At 46.6% G+C, this 19,845-nt stretch carries 11 protein-coding genes; 9 read left to right on the forward strand and 2 right to left on the reverse strand.

Features of this window, described 5'->3' with window-relative positions:
* Nucleotides 1-33: 33 nt before the first annotated feature.
* Nucleotides 34-285 (reverse strand): cysteine-rich CWC family protein, encoded by a 252-nt coding sequence (locus MHI14_RS07015; RefSeq protein ID WP_133385867.1) that lies wholly within the window; start codon nt 283-285, stop codon nt 34-36.
* 140 nt (nt 286-425) lie between these two features.
* Nucleotides 426-2,429, reverse strand: a complete 2,004-nt coding sequence (locus tag MHI14_RS07020; RefSeq protein WP_341130060.1) for an endonuclease MutS2 — start codon at nt 2,427-2,429, stop codon at nt 426-428.
* 527 nt (nt 2,430-2,956) lie between these two features.
* On the opposite strand from MHI14_RS07020, the gene MHI14_RS07025 reads away from it, so the two are divergent.
* The 9 genes from MHI14_RS07025 (at nt 2,957) to pulA (ending at nt 19,405) form a co-directional block, all read left to right on the forward strand.
* Nucleotides 2,957-5,293, forward strand: a complete 2,337-nt coding sequence (locus tag MHI14_RS07025; RefSeq protein ID WP_341130061.1) for an AraC family transcriptional regulator — start codon at nt 2,957-2,959, stop codon at nt 5,291-5,293.
* Between the two features lie 282 nt (nt 5,294-5,575).
* Nucleotides 5,576-6,529, forward strand: a complete 954-nt coding sequence (locus tag MHI14_RS07030) for an ABC transporter permease (RefSeq protein WP_017686861.1) — start codon at nt 5,576-5,578, stop codon at nt 6,527-6,529.
* Nucleotides 6,530-6,574: 45 nt separating this feature from the next.
* Nucleotides 6,575-7,447, forward strand: a complete 873-nt coding sequence (locus MHI14_RS07035) for a carbohydrate ABC transporter permease (protein ID WP_133385864.1) — start codon at nt 6,575-6,577, stop codon at nt 7,445-7,447.
* Nucleotides 7,448-7,508: 61 nt separating this feature from the next.
* The gene (locus MHI14_RS07040; protein WP_341130062.1) at nt 7,509-9,008 is read left to right on the forward strand and encodes an extracellular solute-binding protein; all 1,500 of its coding nucleotides are present in this window, start codon (nt 7,509-7,511) and stop codon (nt 9,006-9,008) included.
* A gap of 24 nt (nt 9,009-9,032) precedes the next feature.
* The gene (locus MHI14_RS07045; protein ID WP_341130063.1) at nt 9,033-10,145 is read left to right on the forward strand and encodes a glycoside hydrolase family 88/105 protein; all 1,113 of its coding nucleotides are present in this window, start codon (nt 9,033-9,035) and stop codon (nt 10,143-10,145) included.
* A 221-nt stretch (nt 10,146-10,366) separates the two neighbouring features.
* Nucleotides 10,367-11,878: an extracellular solute-binding protein gene (locus tag MHI14_RS07050; protein ID WP_249911915.1), complete on the forward strand. Its 1,512-nt coding sequence runs from the start codon at nt 10,367-10,369 to the stop codon at nt 11,876-11,878.
* Nucleotides 11,879-12,226: 348 nt separating this feature from the next.
* Nucleotides 12,227-13,495 carry an S-layer homology domain-containing protein gene (locus MHI14_RS07055; RefSeq protein WP_341130064.1) on the forward strand — a complete coding sequence of 423 codons (1,269 nt, stop codon included), beginning with the start codon at nt 12,227-12,229 and terminating at the stop codon, nt 13,493-13,495.
* Between the two features lie 588 nt (nt 13,496-14,083).
* Nucleotides 14,084-17,185 (forward strand): DUF5704 domain-containing protein, encoded by a 3,102-nt coding sequence (locus tag MHI14_RS07060; RefSeq protein WP_341130065.1) that lies wholly within the window; start codon nt 14,084-14,086, stop codon nt 17,183-17,185.
* Between the two features lie 171 nt (nt 17,186-17,356).
* Entirely contained in the window at nt 17,357-19,405 is a 2,049-nt protein-coding gene (gene pulA, locus MHI14_RS07065) for a type I pullulanase (protein ID WP_341130066.1), read from the forward strand.
* The last annotated feature ends 440 nt before the right edge of the window (nt 19,406-19,845 follow it).

The raw sequence follows: 19,845 nt of genomic DNA on the forward strand, positions 1-19,845 counted from the left end.
GATGAGGCATAATGAAGAAGAGCCATACAGTTGTTAACTGTGTGGCTCTTCTTTTTGTTGGCTTTTATCGGCATATTCGTCCAAACAGCGTTGACATATGCACGATTTTCGACGCTGCTCTGGCGGAATGCGGTCAAACACACCCTCGGGGAAAGTAGCCCGGTTACACCAGCATTCCGAATGAGGATGTCCTGCGGCATAGGAACAGCGATTAGCTTCCCCGCATAATGGGCAGACAAGAACATCGATATGGATGTGCTCTTGATCGTCTTGTTCTGCAGACATTCAGTTCTTCCCTCCCTGTGCAATAGCTACGAGCTGAAGTTAAACATACTGGTCCCCAGTATAACAGAAATGTGCCGGTGATTATGGATTTCGCTCTGTATATATGACTTCCAGTTCACCACATCTGTTTCTCCCATCGGCTATTCTTCAGGCGGTAATTCGATCTGTAGGCCTTCCACATGTTTGCGTCCCATCAACTTACGCTTCTTTCGATTTTCCTTTGTTTCTAGCACAATGTCCAAGTCATAATCGTCACCCGGATAAAGCTCATCGGCTGATATATGCAGGGTCAGGCGTTTCTTATGGATTTTGACTTTGCGTCCTCGCAGCATGACCCCGATATTTCCACGGCTATCCTCGACATCACAGACGATGCCCGACTGATTAAGATAGGCCGCATACACCCGATCCCCTTTGCGAAAAGTTTTGGCAGGAGCAGGAGAATCCGACTCTCTGGTTGTTGTCTTTTTGTGGGGACCGATTGAATCCTTTGACTGTTTCGACTGGTTCCGCTTGGATAACTCTGCTGGGCCGTCTGCTTCTGCAACGGAACGATCAGGCGTCAGGGCCGGATTTTCCAAAGGAGATGATGTGAACACTAATGTACGATCTCTTGAAATACTTTGATCGGACAGGGACTTGGATCGCTCGATAATTCGCTGTGGCATGCCCAGCTTTAATGCGATGGAATAAGCATAGCTTTCACCAGCTTCTCCGATACGCAATCGATACAGCGGCTGGAGAGAAACGGTGTCAAATTCCATACGGGCATTTTCGAATCCTGGCGAGGCAGCAGCAAAATGTTTGATTTCACCAAAATGTGTTGTAGCCACAACGGTTGCTCCGCGGCTGTGCAGCTCCTCCAGCATGGCGATGGACAGTCCGACACCTTCACCGGGATCTGTGCCGGAAGCCATCTCATCAATGAGCACCAGAGTTGACGTATTGGCCTGTTCCAGTATGCCAATCATATTGCGAATATGTGCTGAGAATGTACTGAGCGCTTGTTCCAAACTCTGCCCGTCACCAATATCAACCGCTACCTCGTTATAAACAGCCATCTCGCCACCTTCCTCCACCGGAATAAGCAAACCGGATTGCATCATCAGGGTTAGCAAACCAAGTGTTTTGAGTGCGACCGTTTTACCGCCGGTATTCGGACCCGTAATAATGAGCGACGAGTACGTTCTGCCGATTGCAAAATCAAGGGGAACCATGGAAGAACCCATGAATGGATGACGTGCACGTTGAAGGCTGATGTGGCCCTGAGTATTGACTCGAACGGTACGTCCGTCCATGGTGGCCGCATATTTGGCTTTGGCAAACAGGAAGTCCAATACACCTACCGTTTCGGTGTTCAGGGCGATTTCACGGTTATACGATTCGGCCAGGGAGGTTAAATCACCGAGAATTTTCATCTCCTCTCGGGATTCCTCCGCTTGTAGAGCAGCCAATTCCATCTGCAGGCCTACTAACTCAGCGGGTTCAATATATACGGTTTGCCCGCTCCCGGATTCATCCAGCACACTGCCTTTCACCTGTTTACGGAATTCTTTCTTAATGGGTAAAACGGTCCTTCCTCCGCGTTGGCTGATGACATGCTCCTGCATAATGGAGCGATGTTTGCTCACCAGAGAATCAAGCTTTCGTTTCATACGTTCCTCATTGACGGTCATTTTTTTGCGAATTCGAATCAGTTCCTTGCTCGCCTGATCCTGAATCCGTCCACTATGAATACAGCGCTCGATCTCAATCAGCAAAGGTTCAATCAGAATCATGGATGCTGCATAACGACTGACGGTGGGAGCGGCCCCAGATTTGCCCTCCATGTACTTCATGAGTTGTGCACAGCTCCGCAGGAACTGAGCGAGATGACTGAAGTCGCGTTCACTGAATAGATAACCGGTGCCAAGCAGATCCATAATGGTTTCCATTCCGTCGAGTGAAGGGAGGGGAATACTGGCCCCGAAGCGAATCAACGCAGCCGCTTCTGCAGTTTCTTCCAGGCGAATCTGAATAAGGTGAGCATCTACCATCGGTTTTAGTTCTCTCGCATAACGTTTGCCCAGGTAAGACAGGGCGCAGTCTGCAACGTTTTTTTGAATTTGTGGATAGCCCAGACTGTTTAATGTGTTTTCATTCATGCGTAATCTCTCCTTGAATTTGAATTGGGATTTCAGTTGATGCGATGAAACATATTCCTGGAAAACGCAAAAAGGGCGGAGAATGAACAAACGTCATTCTCCGCCCTAAACATATGGGAAAGCAAAGTCCACTACAGGTCTATATTAAAAAATAAGCGCTGAACTCAGCGCGGAAATAGACCCGGACAATTACAATCCCGGAGGCGATTTATGATATCCGCTGTTCTTAACTAAGTACAGGGATCTGGCGCATCATGAAATACACGTATGCCATATGGGCACAAGCGCAATGAAAGGCCAAACTCCTGAATATGAAACTTGGTTAGTTAAGAACATTCACCGACATTAAAAATCTCTCCTTTGATTGAGGAATATGCAACCAATATAAACTGGAAATTGGTTTGAAGTCAACCTTTAGAATAAATGAGTGGACTTGAATAAGAATGGGTTTTAAAATAACAATAGTAAAATAATCCAATGAAAGCGATTTAATTTAATGAACATATGTATAAAGGAGGATGCTCTTCTTGCCTAAGTATTTACTGCGTTTGCTCTGTTTTACCCTGATCCTCGGAGCCCTTCCGGTCATTGTTATTGGTTCGGTCTCGTATACGATTGCATCACGTGACATTGAACAGAAAGTGCGTGAGAGCAATCTTCAGATATTACATCAGACCCAAATGCGGGTAGAACAAGTTCTGCGCAGCCTGCAATTATCATCCATCCAGTATGTTAATTCGCCCCTGGTACTACAAGCGATGAAGAAACCACTAGACAGCAGCGAGTTTCAGGAGATTCGTGATCTGACATCCGGTTTTAACAACTTGCAAGCGGTTACGAACATTGACCAAGCCTATCTGGTTAATCTGGATGAAGATTGGGTCGTGTCCATGCGTTCTTTTGGCAAATTGGATGATTTCAGCATTCGAGACCGAATTGGCTCCTACCTAAGTTATACCAACAGCCTGTTCTGGGTCACTCAGAATGCCAGTTCAGCCAAAGAAAGTGTACCTGTGTCAGCAGGTATGGGTGAACTAACACCCGAACAGGCACCTACCCTTATATCATCGGATAATGTGGTCAGTATGGTATTTAAAATCCCGATGATACCAACCAATGTGAAACCAAAGGGATTTCTTGTAATTGATATCGCCGATACGGAACTGAGTACCTACTTGAGCCGAAATACGAATTCTGGAGATATGTACGTTCTGGATCGGGAGCAGAAGTATTTTCTGAACGATATGCAGCAAGGCGGGAAATATGACGCGCTGAATAAGGAAATTCAGGAAATGGTACAAACGACGGCCCAGTCAGAGGGTTTCTTCAGTGCGGAGGTGGAAGGTAATCAAGTGGCGGTTAGTTATAGGCAATCTCCGCTCAATGGCTGGTTATACGTGTCCGTTGTATCTCTTGGACAGATTACGGCCCAGTCACAGAAAATTGCATTGGTTACCGGTATCGCTACACTGGTCATGTTATGTGTAACGGGATTGTTCGCCATATACGGCAGTCGGCGGATGTACTCACCGATCTCCAGACTGCTGCAATTTACGAAGGGGTTGGATTCCCCAGTTGCTCCGTCAGGACGCCGACAGGATGAATTTATCTATATTGAGGAGCAATTGTCAACCTTGTTCAGCTCGGAGAAAACGATGCGTGAGCAGATGAAGGGGCAGCATGTGCACCTCCAGGAGTTTTTTATGACCAAACTGCTCACAGGCAAAATCTCGGAAGAGGATTTCAGATATCAGGGAGAATTGTACGATTTCCCGACAGGGTGGGCAAATCTTGGCGTACTCATGCTCCAGATCGATACCTTGGAAGGGACACGATATGAGGAACAGGATCGCGATCTGCTGCTGTTTGCTGTCAACAATATGGTAGGTGAGCTACTCCCTTCGGCAGTTCGGTTCACCCCCGTCATGCTGGATGATGCTCAGGTCACCGTACTTGCCTCCGAACTCACGGATGAGGTGAAGCTGAAGGAATGGATGCATACCCAGGCAGACTGGATTCGCGAACGTGTCGTGACTTATCTGAATCTGCCCGTAAGTATCGGTATCAGTCGTTCCTACGCTTGTATCGGCGATACGCCAAGAGCTGTTCAAGAGAGCCGAGAGGCTCTGCAGGGCCGGGTAAGTCTGGGCAGCCGTATTATTTTGCATTACGAGGATATTCAGCCACGTGGTCAGATGGAGGCCGCGTTGTATACCCAGTTACGTATGATTGAGGATCAGCTTGCGTCTGCGCTCAAGCAAGGAGATGAGGAGAAGACGGACGCCTACTTTAAGCAATATTTGGGGCTGCTTGCAGACAAAAAACTCCATTTCAGTGAATACCCCGTCATTATGGTTCAGTTATTGTCTCGTGTATATCAGCTTGTGCAGGAGCAAGGTGGAGATGTGGCTGAAGTACTGGGTGAAAAAGCATCCATGTCACATTTGCTGAAGTTGTCCACATTGGACGAAATGACCAAGTGGTTCCGCAAGCGGCTGTTCCTGCCAGTCATCCGTTTCTGGCGAGAACAGGAAGAATCCCAATACATGAACATTGCGAGACGTATGATTCGTTTGATCGAGGAACGTTATGATCGTGAATTATCGCTGGAAGCCTGTGCCGCGGAGCTTAATTTTCACCCTGTCTACCTAAGTCGGGTATTCAAGAAGGAAGCAGGAGTCAATTTTACGGAATATCTCGCAGAGTATCGTATGGAAAAAGCAAAGACATGGCTGCAAACAACAAATCTTAAAATATCGGAGATTGCCGAGAAATTAAACTATACCAATCCAACCGCATTTATCCGTACGTTTCGCAAAATCACAGGAACAACCCCCGGCAAGTACCGGGAGCAACAGCGATAAAACAAACCTGCTCTGCCCGCCATGGCAGGCAGGCTTTTTTATGTTCGGATGAAGGAAGAAGACCACTTTCCTCTATGAAGTTAAGACAGGAATATGGAGGTTGAAAGCAGTTCATTGCGCCTTTAGATTCTGTGAGGGAAATGGACTAAACCCTTACTACATAAGGAAAAACAAAAGGCTAAAACGAGACGATAGCCAGTCATTCGTTTATCCTCCACAATGAAGACATGAATTCAGGAAGTGATATTTTGTAATCGTTTCCAATGTGGGGAGGAAGACAATATGAAAGCCGAAACGGCGGCTCGAACACGGCCCGCTACCCGCAGTGACAAAAACCTGCTGTGGAGGGACATTATCAAAAACCGGTGGCTGTATATCATGTTAATACCGGGTGTGCTTTACTTTGTTATTTTCAAATACATACCCATGTATGGCATCACGATGGCTTTTCAGGATTACACGCCTTACAAGGGCATCTTGGGAAGTGACTGGGTAGGGTTCAAACATTTTCAGCGTTTCTTCGGAGAACCGCAGTTCTGGACATTATTTCGGAATACGTTTTTGCTAGCCATTTATAACATTGTGTTCTTTTTCCCACTGCCGATTGTACTGGCACTCATGATGAATGAAGTTCGCCGTGAACGCTTCAAACGATTTGTACAAACGCTTGTTTACGTTCCACACTTTGTTTCCTGGGTTGTTGTTGTCGGTGTGTTCTACATGCTGTTCACAACCGAGGGTGGTGCGATTAATGAATTGCTCTATAACCTGACTGGACAAAAGGTGGCGTTCCTGCTTGAACCTGGATGGTTCCGAACGATGATTGTTGGACAATCCATCTGGAAAGAAGTTGGTTGGGGCACAATTATCTTCCTGGCGGCGCTTTCCGGTGTGGATACACAGCTCTATGAAGCTGCACGGATTGATGGTGCCAATCGTTGGCGCCAAACCTGGCACATTACGCTGCCTGCGATTCGCAGTACAATCGTCATTTTGCTCATTCTGCGTCTGGGAAATTTCCTGGATACAGGCTTTGAACAGATCTTCCTGATGCTAACTCCGACAAACCGGGATGTGGGCGAGGTATTTGATACCTACGTGTACACGAAGGGTCTTACCCAGGCACAGTACAGTTATAGTGCTGCTGTCGGGTTGTTCAAATCGGTTGTCGGACTGGCGCTTGTTCTTGGTGCCAATACGCTGGCCAAAAAATTCGGGGAGGAAGGCGTCTACTAACCTTTGGGGGCAGACGTTCTTCACCAGACAGGAGTGAACATTAAGATGCAACAGGATAAAACGTGGGGCAACCGGATCTTTGATTTTGTGAATCACGGCTTGCTGCTGTTGATTGGTATCGTAACGGTCATCCCGTTCATTTATATTTTGGCTGTCTCATTTACCAGTCCGCATGAAGTGGCTAAGGGAGGATTCATTCTTTTTCCAAAAGAGTTCTCTCTGGCTGCGTACCGTTACATTTTCTCTACAGATACCTTGATTCGCAGTCTGGGTGTATCGGTCTATATTACCGTGATCGGTACCTTCATTAACCTGCTGTTTACGTCACTTATGGCGTATCCGCTTTCCAGAAGATATTTGCGTGGACGCCAGCCTATTTTGCTCGGTGTATTGTTCACGATGCTCTTCAGTGGGGGGATGATTCCAACATACTTTGTCGTGAAATCCTTGCACCTGACGGATACGTTATGGTCGCTGATGCTGCCTACTGCTATTAGTGCTTTTAACTTGATCGTACTCAAAAACTTCTTCCAGGCCATTCCCGACGAACTGGAGGATGCAGCCAAAATTGATGGATGTAACGATGTCGGCGTATTGTTCCGGATTGTACTGCCGTTGTCCATGCCAGCCATGGCGACATTTTCACTCTTTTACGCGGTGGCCCACTGGAACAGTTTCTTCAGCGCTGTTATCTATATCAACGATAGTGAGAAGTGGCCTGTCCAAGTCTGGCTACGTGAGATTGTCATTCTGGCACAGAGCCGAATCGGAGATACAAGTATTGAGGAGACCGAGATCCAGCCGCTTACCATTCGCATGGCGGTTATCGTATTCTCCACAATCCCGATTATGCTGGTGTATCCATTCCTGCAAAAGCACTTTGCAAAAGGAGTGATGCTGGGTTCGGTGAAAGGTTGAGTCGTCACATGGTTCAAAGTCAGTTCAGTATGACTGTATAAAAAAGGGAGGTTTTTATGTTATGAAAGCAACAAAAAAGAAAGCCGTAGCTGTCTTGAGCACACTGGCACTGGTGACAGGTTTGCTGGCAGGATGCGGATCAGACGAGGGTCAGGCTGCCGAGGGCGGCGTACAAAATGTGTCCATAGCTATTGCGCAAGTGGGTGATGTGCCAAGCAAAGGCAATGAAGTTCAGCAAAAGATTGAAGCGTATACGAATACCAAACTGGATATCCAGTGGATTCCGGCTTCGGCCTACAATGACAAAATCAACGTGATGATCGCTTCAAGCGATATGCCGAAAATTGTGAAGGTGCAGTATAATCCGACCGTGACCAGCGCGATGCGTAATGACGTGTTCTGGGAAGTGGGCCCATTGCTGAAAGACTACAAAAATCTGTCGGCACAGAATGAGCGTTTTTTTGACAACATCAAGGTAGAAGGCAAAATCTACGGGGTTCCTGTATTCTCGGATATTGCGCGGGCTACAGTGATCTATCGCAAGGACTGGTTCGAGAAGCTGAATCTCAAGGTGCCAACGACACCGGATGAATGGTATGAAACGATCAAGACACTGGCCACCTCCGATCCGGATGGAGACGGTCAGGATAATACGTTTGGACTGATGCTTTTCAAAAAATATAATGAGGACCAATATTCCTTCACGACGCGCCTTGGCGTAAGTTTTGGTGCTCCCAACAAGTGGAAGGTCGAGGATGATGGCAGCTTCACACCGGAGTTCATGACACCGGAATACATGCAGGTATTGGATCTGCTAAAACGGTTGTATGATGAGAAACTGCTGAACCAGGACTTTGCCGTATTCGACTCTACGGAAGCGGAGAAAAAGTATGATTCCGGCGTTGTCGGTATCCGTGTTGGTGTTGCTCAGAACGGAAAAAGTCAGCAAGAGCGTCTGTCCAAAAACAATCCGGATGGTGTGGTAGATATCGCTGGTTTGCTTGGACCGAAAGGAGACCGTGTTGCAGGACAGACGGGTAACTCGGGAATTCTGGCATTCCCCAAATCGACGGTGAAATCGGAAGAAGAACTCAAGAATTTGCTCTCCTTCCTGGATAAACTGATGGACCCTGAGATGGCGACCCTGCTGATGCGCGGTATGGAAGACAAACACTACACCAAAGTGGGCGAAGATCAGGTGGAGATGAGTGACTTCGATGCATTCCAGCGTGAAGTGAAGCCTTACCGTGACAACCTTCCTTATGTCGAAGGATATAACGTACCAAAATTGAAGGATACCGAACTGGGCGAGAAAGGTACGGCACTTGCCAAGGAACTGGCGGAGCACGCTGTGCCAAATCCTGCGCTGACGTTATATTCTCCAACGTATGGTGACCGCGGGGCAGACCTGGATCAGGTGATTGCAGATGCACAAACCAAATACATCATGGGCAAGATCGATCTAAGTGGCTGGGAAAAGGAAATTGAGAATTGGGGCAATGCTGGTGGAAACCAGATTCGTGAGGAATATGCCGAAGATTATAAAAAACAGGCTCAATAAAGAGCCGGAAGCGGAGGCTTGATCATGAAGGAAACACTGCAATTCACATCGGTGCGCATGGCACAGCAATTCATGGAAAGTTATCGCAATCACGAGCTGTACTCCACTTGGCATTATGAGAACGGTTGCTTTTTGAAAGCACTGGAGGAGCTGTATGCGCACACGGGGGAGCAAAAGTATTTTGACTACATCCGTGAGCTGATGGATCATTTCGTTCAGGAAGATGGCTCCATTCGCTCCTATACAATCGAGGAATATAATCTGGATCAGATCAATCAGGGGAAATCGCTGTTCCTGTTGCATGAGAAAACGGGAGAAGAGAAGTATCGCAAAGCTGCGGAGTTGCTTATGACTCAGCTTAAGGGACAGCCACATACGAGTGAAGGCGGGTTCTGGCACAAAAAGATTTACCCTTTCCAGATGTGGCTGGATGGATTGTACATGGCTACTCCGTATCTGACCCAGTATGGCGCAGTGACGGGTGAAGAGAAGTGGTTTGACAAGGCGGCTCTGCAGCTCTTGTTGGTGGAGCAACGTACACGTGATTCGCGTAGCGGTCTCTTGTACCATGCCTGGGATGAGAGCAAAGAGCAGCGCTGGAGTTCGGGTGAGACAGGATGTTCACCACATGTCTGGAGTCGGGCGATGGGCTGGTATGTGATGGCGGTTGTGGATACCTTGGATTATCTGCCGGTAGATCATCCGCAGCGCGGGCAGATTGTGGGTATCTTCGAACGGGTAGCAAACGCACTAGTGCATGTGCAGGATCAGCAGACCGGACTATGGCCACATTTGTTGGATCAACCGGGACGTGAGCGGAACTATCTGGAGGCTTCCGGGACCTCAATGTTTGTCTATGCATTGGCCAAAGGTGTGCGTAAAGGATATCTGAGTGGCAAGTTCAAAGCGGTTGCGGAAAAAGGGTATCAGGGTCTGCTACAGCATCTGCTGCAAACGGACCGTGAAGGCGTGCTGTCCTTGACACAGTGTAATGGCGGAGCCGGTCTCGGGGGTAGCCCATATCGTGATGGGTCATACGAGTATTATGTGACCGAGTCCATTCGGATCAATGATCCGAAGTCGGTCGCTCCGTTCATTTTGGCGGGAGTGGAGATTGAACTTTACAAGTCCAACTAACATGTACATGAGAACGTAGAGGACAGAAATAACTTGAGGAAGCGAAGCGTTCGCCTAAAAGCTTTCTGAAAGAAAGCTGCATCGGAAGCATAGGCTTATCCCCGGATTTTCCCCTTTGTTTAGAAGGGAATCAAAAAATCTGGGGATAACAGCGATCTGAAGGTTGTTCTGTCATCGGAGTGGTCTGTGTACATAACCTTATCCAAAAGGAGAGATGGTTCATGAGTCCAAAAGGTCCAATGTCCCGTTTAGGCGGAATTGTTGTAATTGGTGCAATGTCCGCTGGATTGCTTGCAGGTTGCGGGGGAGAAAAAGCGCCTGCTGCAGGGGAAGGTAAACTTCCCATTTCCATCTCTTTAATGCAGGTAGGTGATATACCGGCCAAGGAGAACGGGATTGAACAGAAGATTGAGGAATATACCAATACGGATGTCAATGTACAGTGGATTCCGCAATCTGCTTTTGATGATAAGGTGAATGTTATGGTTGCTTCAGGCGAGATGCCAACCATTATGCGTGTGAATTATGTGCCGACAACGTTTAATGCCGCCAAAACGGGACTGTTCTGGGAACTGGGGCCGTACCTGAAGGATTATAAAAACCTGTCTGCCCAATCCGAAGCTTATTTTAACAATATCAAAATTGAAGGCAAGGTCTACGGTATTCCGAACTTCCGGGATATTGGACGGACTGCGATCGTATATCGCAAGGACTGGTTTGATACGTTGAAGCTGGATATACCCAAAACGCTGGATGACTGGTATGAAGTGATGCGCTCTATTCGCAAGGATGACCCTGACGGGAATGGTAAAGAAGATACGTACGGTGCACTGCTCTTCAAAAAGTATAATGAGGGCGTCTCTTCCCCACTGACCCGGATTGCTGTAAGTATTGGCGGTGTCAACAAATGGGGTGTGGATGATGCTGGGAAACTGACCCCGGAGTTTTTGACCACCGAATATGTGGACACAATGAAACTCTTCAAGCGACTGTTCAGCGAAGGACTGATTAATAGTGATTTCCCTGCCCTGGACCCTTCTGATGCGGACAAAAAAATGGATTCGGGTCTAGTTGGCATGAAGCTTAACGGTGTGGCCCAGAACGGAAAGTCCTCTCAGCAGAGGCTTACGCCTAATGCTCCGGATGGAGAGATTGATGTGGCTCCGTTCCAGGGGACCGACGGCATTCGTATCGCCGGGGAGCCAGGAAACTACGGAATGCTGGTCATCCCGAAAGCGTCCGTTACCGATGAGGAGCAATTGAAACAAGTTCTCACGTTCCTGGACCAGTTAATGGACGAGGAATTGAGCACGTTGCAGCTCCGTGGATTGCTTGATGTGCACTACACCAAGACTGCTGATGGGAAAACTGAACTCAAAGATTTTGACGCTTATCAGCGTGAAGTAAAGCCATATCGGGATAATTTGTTAAGCATTGAAGGTTATAACGTGCCTGAACTGGTTGATGTTCCCATTGGTATGAAAGGTACAAAGATGGCGCGTGAGAATGAGCAGTACGCCATTGCCAATCCGGCACTTACATTATCTTCAGCGATCTATACCGAGCGTGGTCAGGAGCTGGATCAGATGATCTGGGATGCGCAGACCAAGTACATTATGGGTAAAATCGATGATGCAGGATGGGAGCAGGAAATCGCAAGCTGGAGAAAAGCCGGTGGTGATCAATTGATCACGGAACTCGAAGCGTCCTATAAGGAATTGAACGGAAAATAAAGCTGGCTGAAATAAAAAAAAGGTTGATCAAATGGAATGATATGGTTTATTCTATGAGTGAGTTCATTTTTCCAATATCATAAGAAAGACCACACCCTTAAAGCATAAGGCTATGAATCTGCGGATTCATGGCCTTTTTTTGTGTTTTAGGCGAATGAAGTGGGTCTATGGAAGGAGCGTTGCACGCCTTGGAGTGATGGGGATGGACGAAAAATAATACCAATAGCCTAGTACAACATGGTAGAATATTGATTATTATGGCAAATTTAGGTTTTGGTTATGAAGAGAAGTGATTAGGTTGACCAAGTAAAGCATCCCCATACTAAGGTACATAGGAGCGTGAGTAGATTGAAGAAGCAGATCAAAGGACACGAGAAGAAAAAAAAACGGAATGTTTGGATCATCGGGTTATTAACAACAGCTGTATTGGCAGCAACACTATTGCCCGTTGGCCCCGTACATTTGAAGTTAACAGCGAATGCTGCATCGGGAACAAGTGATACTGCTCTTAGCAAGTTCAAAGATATCAAGGGTCACTGGGCTCAAGCGACAATTGCCAAAGCTTATGAAAAAAATCTGATCTCTGGTTACCAGGACGGAACGTTTCGTCCCAATGGCAAAATCACGCGTGGGGAATATGCGACAATACTCGCCCGCGCGACTGGACTGGAGAAGGTAGAGGGGCAGAATCCCTTTGCTGATCTCAAAGGACATTGGTCTGAAGCGGCGGTTAACCAGCTTGTAGGACAAGGGTTCATTAACGCTGGCGATTACGCCAAAGGATTCAATCCAAATGCGGAGCTAACGCGTTACGAGATGATGAAATGGATTGCCAATGGACTGATTAAGTCCGGAACCAGCTTCCAGGATGCTTTTAACGATTCAAAAAATACGCTGCTTCCTACACCGGAAGTGAATCGTGGCACGATTCGTGCCGAGCAGGTTCCGTATCTTGCCCTTGTTCGTGGGACAGGTATTGTTGGTGGATTCCAGGATGGCACATTAAAACCTGCGGATTCCACCACTCGTGCGGAAGTATCAGCCATTTTGCTGCGTTATATGGATGTGGAGGGCACGGACGCCGGGAAGTACAGTGACCTGAATGAAATGAGAGAGGTCGGCACGACGGGTACGAATTTAACGACGATTAGTAATTATAGGTATAGTAATAACTCCGCTAAAGTAAGTGATTTAGCAAGAGAAGAAATTAAATTATCCAATAATTCCGGTGTAGTTACACTGCATAGATATATTGTTGTAGATGTTACTCAAGGAAAAGCAAAAGGTCTCTATGCAACATTATTCATTGGTCCAGAGACACATCTTTTCAAAGGCAACTATATGGCTTTTGCAGATATATCTTTGACATCAAAAATTGAGAGATCCGATCCAATCACTTTTAATGGAGGGCTATATAGTGGTTTTTTACAATTTAATCGTTTGGATCTTAAGCAAGCATTCAAGAATGGCCTAGTGACTATCCCTGAGAGATCGAGTGATTTGATTAAGAAAGATATAAAGAAGAGATTTTGGGTGACATCTGTTTTAGAAGGTAAAAATGGAGCATATTCCTTTAATCAAAAAAGTGGAAATATACTCAAAATTCAGAATATGTAAGTCAAACTTAATGGTGGTGGAATATTTTTGTGTGCTCATGTTGAGAAGAAATCTTTAATTTTTATCTCAATGTTTCTTATTACTATACTATGTTTGAATTTAACATCCTCAATAGAAGCTGCAAGTTCAGATCCATATGGACCTAAGAAACAAAAAATATCTAATACGGTACAGTCTGAAAAAAGGATAGCAAATCCAGGTGTTTACTGGTATCAACTTGATGATGGTAATTTCAAAGCAGATCACACTACTGGACCAACTTTTTCGAATAACCTCAATCCTAATTCATGTTCTATTCCATATCCAGATGAGAAGGAAATTCCTAATGAGGTCGATTTTTCTGAATGGCCTGCAATATCTTGGCCAGATTTTCAATCACAGACTGTTACACAGAGAATGCTAGATAAAATACGTATTAAAAGCGTAGATTACCAATCAACTACACTACAGTCGTCTTATACTGGTGTGGGTAATACGATTATAAGAGAAGGAAATACAATCGTAAAAATTATTACCAAAACAGGAGGCTCACACACAGTTACTAATCGAAGGGACTATGAGAACGGTGGTAAAACAATTCGAAACTGTGTGAAGCAAATCGTTGCATACCATACGCCCATGGATATCATCTGGGAAGGTGATCTGGTTGAAGAGAAGGAGATCGATGTAACACCGGATTCAGTTTTGACTATTCGACAAACAAAGCAGATGAAAGCCGAAGTTAGCACAAGACATTATGGCGAAACAGATTTCAATGAGGGCATCGACGTATCCCGAAGGGAAGCGGAGATCAAATGGTTTTCTTCTGACGAGACGATTGCGAGTATAGAGCTCAAAACAGGGATGTTAACGGCCGAAAGTCCGGGCACGGTCACTGTGCGTGCGATCTGGAACAATGGTACATATCTGATCTCGGATACCGCCACCATAACAGTCACGTCTGAGCCAGGACTCGTTGTGAATCTGCCGAATGCTTGTAAGGCCAATACGACACCTTTACAGGCAGAAGCAGTTTTAACCAAACCGGATCGCTCTGTTCATAAACTGACGGCTCATCCCAAATTGACGTGGCAGAGCTCGAATCCGGCTGTGGCAACGATTGGTGCTGATGGCAAAATCACGACAAAAGGTATCGTGGGTAGTACTACCATCAAAGCCCATTTTCTTGATTCAGCTCAGCAACTGGATGAACAAGGAACTCAGGTGCTTGAGGTGAAGGACTGTACAGATAATGGAGAAGGTGGTAATGATGGCGATCCGGGGGGCGACCCTGCGAACGCTTGCCCTGTGACCATCAGCCCACCGAGTAGAGGCACAGTTATTGAAGCATCGGTTATGGACCCGTCTGTTCGAGGTGTGTTGAAGGCAGACGATCGGGGATCTGAGAAGTTCGATGTTACCCGTGGTATTCCGACTTCGGAAGATCTCTATGCCAATGTCTTGGCCAAGGAATATCTGTTTCAGCACCGTTGGGTTAATATGACAGGGACGGTGACTTACACCGTTAAAGTGAAAAGGGTTTATCATAAAACCTGGACGATCCCGGGAAGAGCATCTAGTGGTGAGGGGGATCCAGGAACACCTCCTCAGCCGAGAGAACGTGATGTGCCTGGGGATAAAACGATGCAAGTAACAAGGACATATAGCTATTGGCAGATCGATAACCTGGAGGTATACAAGTTAAATGAGGCTAAGGTCTCTAACTATGCATTAGGCGGTTATCGTGACACCGTGACCCTTATGCCCATTGCATATACACCACCGACTTTGCAATCGGCTATGGATACTATGGTTACCAGTCATGTGAAACCTGCACCATGTCGAGAAATTGATCTTGGCATCAAAGGGGTCCCAGGTGGTTCTACTGAACCCTCTACGCCAGATGAAACGTCATTGTTTCAATCTGAAGCTGAAGCGGAGGTTAGAGAGAACACCGTTAATAACGACAAGGTAGCCTTTAATGGAGCAACGATTGTTGATCCTGCTCCTGTGGAGAAAACAGCTCCAAGACCTGGGACGATCCCGCAGCCTGGCATGATCGGAGACGATGTTCTGTACCAGAACCGGCTTACGATCAAGAACACGTTGATGAACAAAGCTAACCAGCCGACCACGGGTGAGATAACGTATGGACTGCTCCCTGGCAATGTTAACGGAGGGCAGGATCAGAAGTTCCCCATTCTGGGCATCAACTCGGTGACGGTACACACTCCAGTTGTGAACTATGCCTGGGTGTCAGATGATCAGCCGCATAACCAGAAGACCACGCCTGATCCGACCAGAGCTGCACTTATTTTAGAACGTCCATTCATTGTGCGGATACCGACCTCAGGTCAACATTTGGATGTAGCGAGTTACCCAGGTTATGGAAACCATGATTATGCGAAATATTTCCGGATCAAACAGGTTCGTTTCCCATTTGATGTCTATAACGGTGCCAGAAGTCAGTTTATTCCGGCCCTGACATGGGTGGATATTCCGGTAAATCAGTTGGACACCCCTTTTTATCTTCCTGTATGGGTAGATGAAGGAAATTACCAGATCGAGTTTCGTAATATCGCCGAAAATGCACCGGCAAACTTCACAGAACAACAGGATGCCAATACGAATCTGAGCCATCATGTCGCAGCAGATACCGTTGCTGTAGAGGTTATCGGAAGGTTGTATGATTTTCACATTACCGATATTTCAGACTACAACTGGGAGAATGTGTTCCGCAAGCGGATGGGCAGCCCGGAACCAACGGGTGTGAGCTATTGGACCGGAGGAAACGGTATTGACGGAGATCCCCGAGGTAACTTGGCTCCCTATGTACTGCCTATTCGTCCCGGCAGTCATCCGGTACAGGGTTTCCGAAATGCTGCAGTGAAGACAGGTTACCATTTCAAGTTTGATCTGAAAACCAAGGGCAATATGTTTGGGAAACAGGATGGTATACGAATCACGCCGACGTTCTCTTTTGTGAGTAAAGATGGCACCACCCGGCAAGAAGTGGATTTATACTACCATCGAGGACAGGATCGACTCATTCGTATCGGATCGGCACAAGATTTAGAAAAATGTTTTGTTGTCCTGAACTCACGGTTGCGGAATGTCCCCGGTACGGAGTTGGGTGATACAGCGCGTTATCAGTATACCTATGAACTGTCGGCGGAGGAACGTAATCAGGGTACAATGGCGGAACATATGGTTCGTTTCGTGGATCAGACCTCTCATCATAAAACGTGGGTAGGTCGTTATGACTGGATGATTCTTCCTTCACAGATCCGCACACTCATTGGCCCAAAAACAGATATTCCCTCCAGTGTTAATGTAGATCGGGCGAATGCAGCGATTCAGCGCTGGTATGGGGAATATAGCTTGCCAGCAGATGTATATGCAGTGCCCAAAGGAACCGATCTCGAGTCACTTGCCAGACAAAATCAATTGGATGAGAAGGCAACGGTATTTCTGAGGGACGGTTACATTGTGGTTAACTTCAATATCGAAACTTTGCGCAGCGGCAATACGAATGCACCACATCTGCAATATATTCATGCACCGTTGATGAATCAATGGCAAATGGAAGGTTTTGATAACAGCCCGGTAGATGGTCAGGGGAGAAGCTGGTCGATGCAAGATGGGGACGTGGTTTTGTACCATGCCGATCAATCCAGCCGTAATGATTTCCAATCCCAGGTACCACATTAGAGAGATATCGTTTTACTTATAAAGAAGGCAGGCGTAATGTGAATCTACATGACGTTTGTCTTCTTTTGTGTAATTTGGATTATGGCTGGGCAGCAGAACGGGTATAAAGGGTAAGGAGCATTCGTTCCATCCATATTCATTAATTTTCTCAACGAGAGGGGAACCACACATATGATTGAAGAGAATAAGCAGGATATGTTGATTTCAGAAGATACATACGAAGGAAGAGATCTGGGTGTCACATTAGAAGCACAAGCCTGTCGCTTCAAAGTCTGGTCACCGTTAGCAGTTCAGATGGAACTACTTCTGTATCCACCTTTGACAGGGGGGACCCCGGAGGAAGAGCCCAATCAACGGAAACAGCAGGCGTTACCTATGCAAAAGAAAGAACAAGGCGTCTGGGTTCTGGAACTGGAGGGCGATTTAAGTAGCTACCGTTACATGTACAAGCCTACTTTCGAAGATGGACATTCAACCCATGCTGTAGATCCTTACGCACGAGCAGTGACCATGAATGGAGAAATGGGTGTAATTGTAAGACTGGAGCAGACACATCCGAAGGGATGGAGTGAGGATATTCGTCCGGAATTGACCAGTCCTGTAGATGCAGTCCTGTACGAACTGCATGTACGTGATTTTTCCATTCATCCATCATCTGGTATAACGAATAAAGGCAAATACATGGCTTTTACCGAGACGGGTCTGCGTGATTCGGAGGGCAACACACTGGGGATCGATCATTTGGTTGAACTCGGGATTACCCATGTGCATCTGCTGCCTGTATTTGATTTTGCGACGGTGGATGAATCCAGGGTGGATGGTGATACGTCTGATGCGTCCAACTATAACTGGGGATATGATCCACTTCATTACAATGTCCCGGAAGGTTCCTATGCATCACGTGCAAATGATCCGGAGACACGAATTCGTGAGTTTAAATCAATGGTGCTTGCCCTTCATAATAAGGGAATAGGTGTCATTATGGATGTGGTATATAATCATACGTTTGATACGGCAGGCAGCTCTTTTGAAAAATTGGTACCCGGGTACTACTATCGACAAAACGCCGATGGGACCTATAGCAATGGTTCAGGTACGGGTAATGAAGTGGCTACTGAACGCACCATGGTTCGTAAGTTTATCATCGACTCTGTCCGTTACTGGGCAGAGGAGTACCATGTGGACGGTTTTCGATTTGATCTCATGGGCCTGATCGACACAACTACGATGAAACAGCTTGCAGCGGAATTGCACACAGATGTTTCACCTTCCATATTGTTATATGGTGAACCATGGGGCGCACTGGATTCACCGCTTGGGGATGATATGACCCTAAAAGGAACGCAGCGCAGGTCGGGTTTTGCTGTGTTTAACGATAATTTCCGTGGAGTGATCAAGGGAGACAGTGATGGCATGGGTACGGGATTTGCGACGGGTGCGGACGGAAAAGAAGACGAATTGTGGACTGGCGTCCGGGGAGCCATTCAAGATTTTACGGATGGTCCATCCGAGACGATTAACTATGTAACAGTGCATGATAATCTCAACCTGTGGGACAAAGTCGCACGTACACAAGGACTCCACGATACCTTGAATTTCCTCACCTATGACGAGGATGGAAGTATTCGTGGATGCCAGAGTGTGGAGGAGGCCGTAGAGAAGGCTAAGCCTTACCTACAGATTGATCCGGAACACATTCTGGAGAATGAGACCGTTAGGCGTAGTCTGCTTGCCAATGGTATCGTTCTAACCTCCCAGGGTGTTCCCCTGATCGCGGCTGGAGATGAGCTGCTTCGCAGCAAATATGGGGACGCCAACAGCCACCAGAGTGGAGACGTGGTCAATGCGATACATTGGGAACAGAAGAAGCTGTTCAAGTCGGTATTTGATTATTATCGTGGGCTGATCCGTCTTCGGCGAGAACATCCAGCTTTTCGGCTTCGTACCCGGGAAGAGATCGAGAAGCATGTTCGTCTAATCGAAAAAGGTAATGGGCTGCTAGCGTATGAACTGAACGGTACAGCAGCCAGCGATTCATGGGAACGCATTGTTGTTATATACAACGCGGCAAAAGAAAACCGTGACATCGCTGTTCCCACAGGGACATGGAATGTGATTGTAGAAAAAGGACAAGCAGGCGTTAATACGATACGCACCATACAGGCTGGTCAGGTACATGTGAATGCGATATCCCTTACGGTGATGTATTCCAATTCCTAATGAACGCAATGCTTGCCAAGAATTGAAGAGCCCAACAAACCATTAGTAAAATGGCTAACAAGGCCACGGTCAAGATTCCAATCAAATCTAATCAAATAAATTGAGATAAAACAAATCCTCCTTTCCCGTAAGAAAGGAGGATTTGTTGATGCATCAGAGCCATTGGCTTGGTCTCAGGACTATACATCGTCATATATCGACCTTCTTTATGTTGTGCATCAGTTGGGCATTTTTAATCTCAACCCAATGACATCCTGCATTATATTCTTGTATATTTCAAACTTTTTTTGTCAGGACAGGTACAAATGCTGTCAATCTATGGCGCTTGTTTTCATATCTATATTTTGAAAGCGATTGCTAATTGAATATGCAAATTGGACCGATATGATGAGTACAGACAACCCCGGGTTGACAAATCACGTCCCGCTCCGTAACATCGG

The sequence above is a fragment of the Paenibacillus sp. FSL K6-2393 genome (genome assembly GCF_038002545.1).
Taxonomy (GTDB): Bacteria; Bacillota; Bacilli; order Paenibacillales; family Paenibacillaceae; genus Paenibacillus.